The 4,725-nt window shown below is 64.9% G+C and carries 4 protein-coding genes; all 4 read right to left on the bottom strand.

The window, feature by feature from the left end; genetic code table 11:
• Positions 1-1,137 (bottom strand): hypothetical protein (locus R1101_RS0116145; protein ID WP_037223796.1); only part of this gene is annotated, 1,137 nt, incomplete at its 3' end.
• Positions 1,138-1,395: 258 nt separating this feature from the next.
• Positions 1,396-3,252, bottom strand: a complete 1,857-nt coding sequence (locus R1101_RS0116140) for a DNA/RNA non-specific endonuclease (protein ID WP_016934416.1) — start codon at positions 3,250-3,252, stop codon at positions 1,396-1,398.
• Positions 3,253-3,318: 66 nt separating this feature from the next.
• The gene (locus R1101_RS27075) at positions 3,319-3,666 is read right to left on the bottom strand and encodes a DUF1036 domain-containing protein (protein ID WP_016934415.1); all 348 of its coding nucleotides are present in this window, start codon (positions 3,664-3,666) and stop codon (positions 3,319-3,321) included.
• 3 nt (positions 3,667-3,669) lie between these two features.
• The gene (locus tag R1101_RS0116130; protein ID WP_016934414.1) at positions 3,670-3,897 is read right to left on the bottom strand and encodes a hypothetical protein; all 228 of its coding nucleotides are present in this window, start codon (positions 3,895-3,897) and stop codon (positions 3,670-3,672) included.
• Between the last annotated feature and the right edge of the window lie 828 nt (positions 3,898-4,725).

The raw sequence follows: 4,725 nt of genomic DNA, 5'->3' as shown, positions 1-4,725 counted from the left end.
GACTTCTGCAAGAGCATCGCCGACCGTCGGCTTTTCGGGGTCGACCCACTCCGAGACCTGTTGGCCTCTGGCCTGTGCGAAGCCGTCGAGATCGCTCCGGAGTTGGGTGATGTCGTGAGCGAGGTTGTGGGTCGCGCCCCAACGGAATCCGTCGAGACGGTTCATCCGCGAGTACTCGGACAAATGTTGCCGTGCGTGATTGAGGAGTCTGCCGTCCTCCTCGGCATGGTCGGCGAGCAGACCACGGGCGTCGTCGAGCACCATCTTCAGGTGTTCCGGCTCGACCGCCTGCACCCGCGCGATACGCAACCGCTGCCACAGGTACAGCGACTGCTCGCTGACCACCAGGAGATGCAGGGTTTCGCCGAGGCGGTTGTCCTCCACGGCCCGTCTGAGGTAATCGGCACGTTCGTTGATCGGTTTGGTCGGGTCGAAACCGGCGAGGGTGCGTTTGATGTGTTCGCGGAGTCGTTCGATCGTCAGTACGAGCTCCGGCCCCAGCCCGGCTACGGATTCCCAGTCGGTATTGGTGAGGACCCGGTGTTCGTCGAGCCGTCCGACGAGGCGCTCGAGCACGACGTAGTGGCCGCGGACGTCACCCGCCCGCGATGCTTCGGCCAGTGCCAGTACGCGCTCGACTTGGTCCTCGACCCGCTCGATCGATTTCTGAACCGAGTCGATCGCGGTGGCGAGCGCGACCTGCACGGCGAACATCTGAACGGACAGAAGTTTGGCGGGCGCCAGGTTTGCGGGTTGCCATTGCACCTGGTGACTGAACTTCCCGGCGGAGTTCCTCAGGACTCCGTGGAAGTATCCATCCCCGGCGGGGATGGCATGGTTGCTCTGCAGATTCTTTACGGTCTTCGGGGCCAGCCGGACGAATTCTCCCGCCTGGGCTGCCAAGGACCAACCGCCTGCAGCGGCCGCGGCTGCGTGGCCGGCCATGGTGGGGGAGATGGCGGCTGTCTCGATGGCATCCTCGGTGAGGAGGCGAAGCTGCGCGATGTATTTGGTGACCACACTCTGATCGCCACAGACCAGCAGCCCTTCCGGTTCGACGCACAGCGTCAAGTCGGTGCCGGATAGTTCGTCTATCGGGACGACATCCGTGCCTGTGGCCCCTACCAACTCGCTCATCTGCCTGTTCTCCTCCGATCGGCCCCGACGGACCGGGAAACTACCCTGCGGTTCGGACATCGCCGCAAAGGGGACGAACGTAACAGCGTGGTTGGCGATCAGTGCAGAGACTGTAGTAGGGCGCCTATCAACGCGCTAAGCCGAGGTTCGCTCGCGCTACACGCGCGGCGAGCCTCGGTTCAGCGCGCGAGAGTTGGACCGACGCAGACGGACCGGAGGTAAGACCCCGGTCATCTGGTCTACGAACCCTCCACCACGTCACCAGTGGATGGCTGCCACCGAATCCAGCGGTTCGGCGATCGCCTCCGCCGCGACCTGCAGATCGGCTTCGCGCAACGCCTGCGGAAACCGCAGCAGTGCGCGCTGCTCGATCTCGGTCAACGGCACCTGGAAGACCCGGAACTCGTCGAGGTCGAGCACCTCGAGCTGATCGAGGTTCTGGCTCAGCAGGAACCCTCGGGCCTTGAGTTCGCCGTTCTCCACGAACACGAGCACCTTCCAGAACTCGCGGGGGATCTTCACCCTCCGAAACTCGCGGTCGTCGTCCGCGAACACCGGGCCGCCGAACGCCGACACCTTCAGATCGTCGACCTCCACATCAGCGAAGACCGCGTCTTCGAGCTTTCCCCAGACCCCGTCGCGGGCGCTCTGGTTGAAGTCGTCCATCTGCGGGGTGATGTTGGTGTAGAAGAACGAGTCCCTGTTCGCCTTGGTCGCCTCGCTCGTGCTGCCCCACAGCAGGTCGGCGCGTCGCGCAAGGTGCCCGCGGTCGAGTCGGTTCGCCCGGTACAGCTCGTTGCCGACCTGGGCGTCCGCTGCCAGCCGTGGATCCTTGACGAAGTCGATGTTCTTACGACTGAGTTTCTTCATGGATCCGCCGTCGATGTTCCACGCGACCCAGGCCGCGAACCGACGCGACTTGCGCATCGCCAGCGAGAAGTGCGTGTAGTGCAGAACCTCGGAGCCGTCGTTCGCCTTCGCGATGTCGGGCATTACCTCGGCCGTCACTTCGGGAAGCGGGACGGGCGTCGACAGGAAGTTCGGGTCGTAACCGACGGCCGCGACTGCCTCCTCCGAGGCGGGCGGGGTCAGGGTTACGCCCAGCTTCTCGAAGACGGACTGCGGCAGGCACGCCAACGCGTGCTCGTCGGAGTTGCCGTTGGCCTCGCCGGCGAAATGCAGCCCGGCCAGGACGGTGGTCGCCGCGCCGGTTCCGGAGCGGAACATCCACGCCGCTCCGGAGTCGCCACCGCTGCTGATCTCACCGTCGGCCGCAGGGTGCTTCGGGTCGGGTCCGATCTCGAACCCACCGATGGACTTCGTGCCGACCCCTCGATACGTGATCTTGGCGATCACGTCGACACGACGCACCAGACCGTGGGTGATGCCGGTGGTGCGACCACTCTTGATCACCTTGTCGCCGAGTTCGGGTTCCCCGATTGCGTCCGGGACCACGCTGAGCCCGCAGATCTCCGGATCGAACTGCCGATCCTCGATGGTCGCCACGGCACAGTCCCCGGCCGGCCCCAGATGCGACCGCGCGAGTCGTCCCACCCGGTTGTCGTTGATGCGATTGTCGTCGTGCGGACCGGGTTGGACGATCGTGTCACCCACCCGACCCGCCGCGTTGTGCAGCACGTGCCAGTTGCTGAGCATGTACGGGGTGTGGTTGTCGACGTCGTAGACGATGCATCCGATCGTCCCGGCACTGACACTCGTGTGCCCGACGCTCACACCCGGGACGATCGGACCCAGCCGCGTCTTCCGGGGCGGCGTCGCGGCCTCCGGGACGCGGCGGAATGCGGGTTCGTACGATCGTTCGATCACATCGGTCGGAACCTCCACACCGTTCACGGTGATGCTCTCGGGAAGCGGGGAGGTGCCCAGTGCTTCGAGAGCTTCGGGCTCCGATACCTTCTCGTTCACCGTGAACTGCACGGCGAGCTCGTCGGTCGGTTTGCCGTCCACGTGTTTGTATCCGACGCCGACGGACGAGACGTTCGGATCGTCGAGGTAGTCGGCGCCCTTGGTGCGGATGAACTTCCGCAGAGCGACGGCGAGCTCGTCCTTCTCGGGGCGGGGTGTGCGGCTGGTCCTGCCGTTCTTGGTAGCCATGTTCGATCCTTGTGGATACGACGCGACGATGACGCGGCGCCGTCGGGTGGATGAATCGGAAGCCGATCAGCTGAAGACGACCGTGTGATCCAGGCTCGTGGTGGGAACGATCAGCTTCTGGAGACCGCGGTCGGTTCCCGACGAGCCGGCGGTGTTCCAGCACCAGTCGAATGCCTGCTGCGGCAGGTTGGTGACGAACGGCCCGCTCCATTCCGGGCTGCCGCCTTCGCCGTGCGCGTAGAAGAAGAACTTGCTCCCGCCGACGAATCCCGAGCGGACCTTGGCGGTGGCACCCGGCGCGAGTCGCCACCAGCCCTTCTTCGCCCAGTCGCCGCCGTCCGGGCATCCCGGTGAACTGTATGCATATGCAACCCAGACGGATTCGCCCGTCCGATTGCGGAAGAAGAGTCCCATGATCTATTCCTGTGTCGTGAGCGGCGGGTCGGCCGGCAGATCGGCGTCCCCGTTGTCGTCGGTGGACTCGTTCGAGCCGGGGAAGTGCTCCGACGCGGTTGCCGTGGAGGCCTGCGAGTCGGTATCGGGTTTGTCGACGGTCGGCGTCACCGGCATCGATTCGTCGGCCAGGGAGAGTGCGGCGGCTTCGGCTTCGTCCAACAGCCGCCACTGTCCGGGTTGCGTACTCATTCTCGGGACTCCGATCTGGAGGAACGCGGATCCGTCCGCGGTCTGTGAGAAGAAAGCTACGAGCGCGCAAGCATTCCGGGGAGAGTAGAGGGCTACTCGATTCGTGGTGGCACAGCGCATTCGGCGCTGCGGGACCGGTGACTCGGGTCCGCCGCAGCAATCCGGCAGGGGTCGCACGTCTGCCGATGAACGAGTAGTGGAGTACTCGTGACCGGACGTATCCGTCGGTTCTACGGTCATGACGAATCGAAGAACCGCCGGAGCTCCAGCAGAGGTTGCGAGATGCGCGCGCTCGAAGGCTTCAACACACGATCTCGGTATCGGACCGCCGGTGCCGTTGCGGCGTTGGCGCTCTGCGTCGTGGGAGTCGCGGGATGTGATCGGACGTCCGGGGGGTCGGGGTCACCGACCTCGTCGATGACGAGGAGTGTGTCTCGAACGTTGCCGGAATCTGGACCGGCAACGGTCCAAACTACGGCGGGGTCGGAGACGACGCCGTACATGGAGACCACGTCGTACGTGGTACGGACTCGGAATCCGGGTCCGCAACCGACGTCGAGGGACGTGCCACCCGCCCCGACTACAACCCAGCCCCCCGCTACGCCTACCTGGGATACTCCCACTGACGGGATCGGTGACGACGTACCACCCGACGAGAATGTGCCGGCTCCCGATGAGTGACGACGCCACCCGCTCGACAACGGCATATCCGCCCCATATGTGGGTCGGCCTGCTCGCCGGCATCGTCGCTCCGACAACCCTGCTGACGGGTCTTTGTTACTACTTCGGTTTCGTCTCCGCCCGAGCGTATTTCGCGTACTTCGGTGT

The organism is Rhodococcus sp. R1101, assembly GCF_000278445.1.
Lineage (GTDB): Bacteria > Actinomycetota > Actinomycetes > Mycobacteriales > Mycobacteriaceae > Rhodococcus > Rhodococcus gordoniae.
This window is presented reverse-complemented; position numbering and strand designations above follow the sequence as displayed.

Excerpts from the sequence above, each read along its gene's own strand:
- R1101_RS27075 (WP_016934415.1), bottom strand. The coding sequence starts at position 3,666 with ATGGGACTCTTCTTCCGCAATCGGACGGGCGAATCCGTCTGGGTTGCA.
- R1101_RS0116140 (WP_016934416.1), bottom strand. The coding sequence starts at position 3,252 with ATGGCTACCAAGAACGGCAGGACCAGCCGCACACCCCGCCCCGAGAAG.
- R1101_RS0116130 (WP_016934414.1), bottom strand. The coding sequence starts at position 3,897 with ATGAGTACGCAACCCGGACAGTGGCGGCTGTTGGACGAAGCCGAAGCC.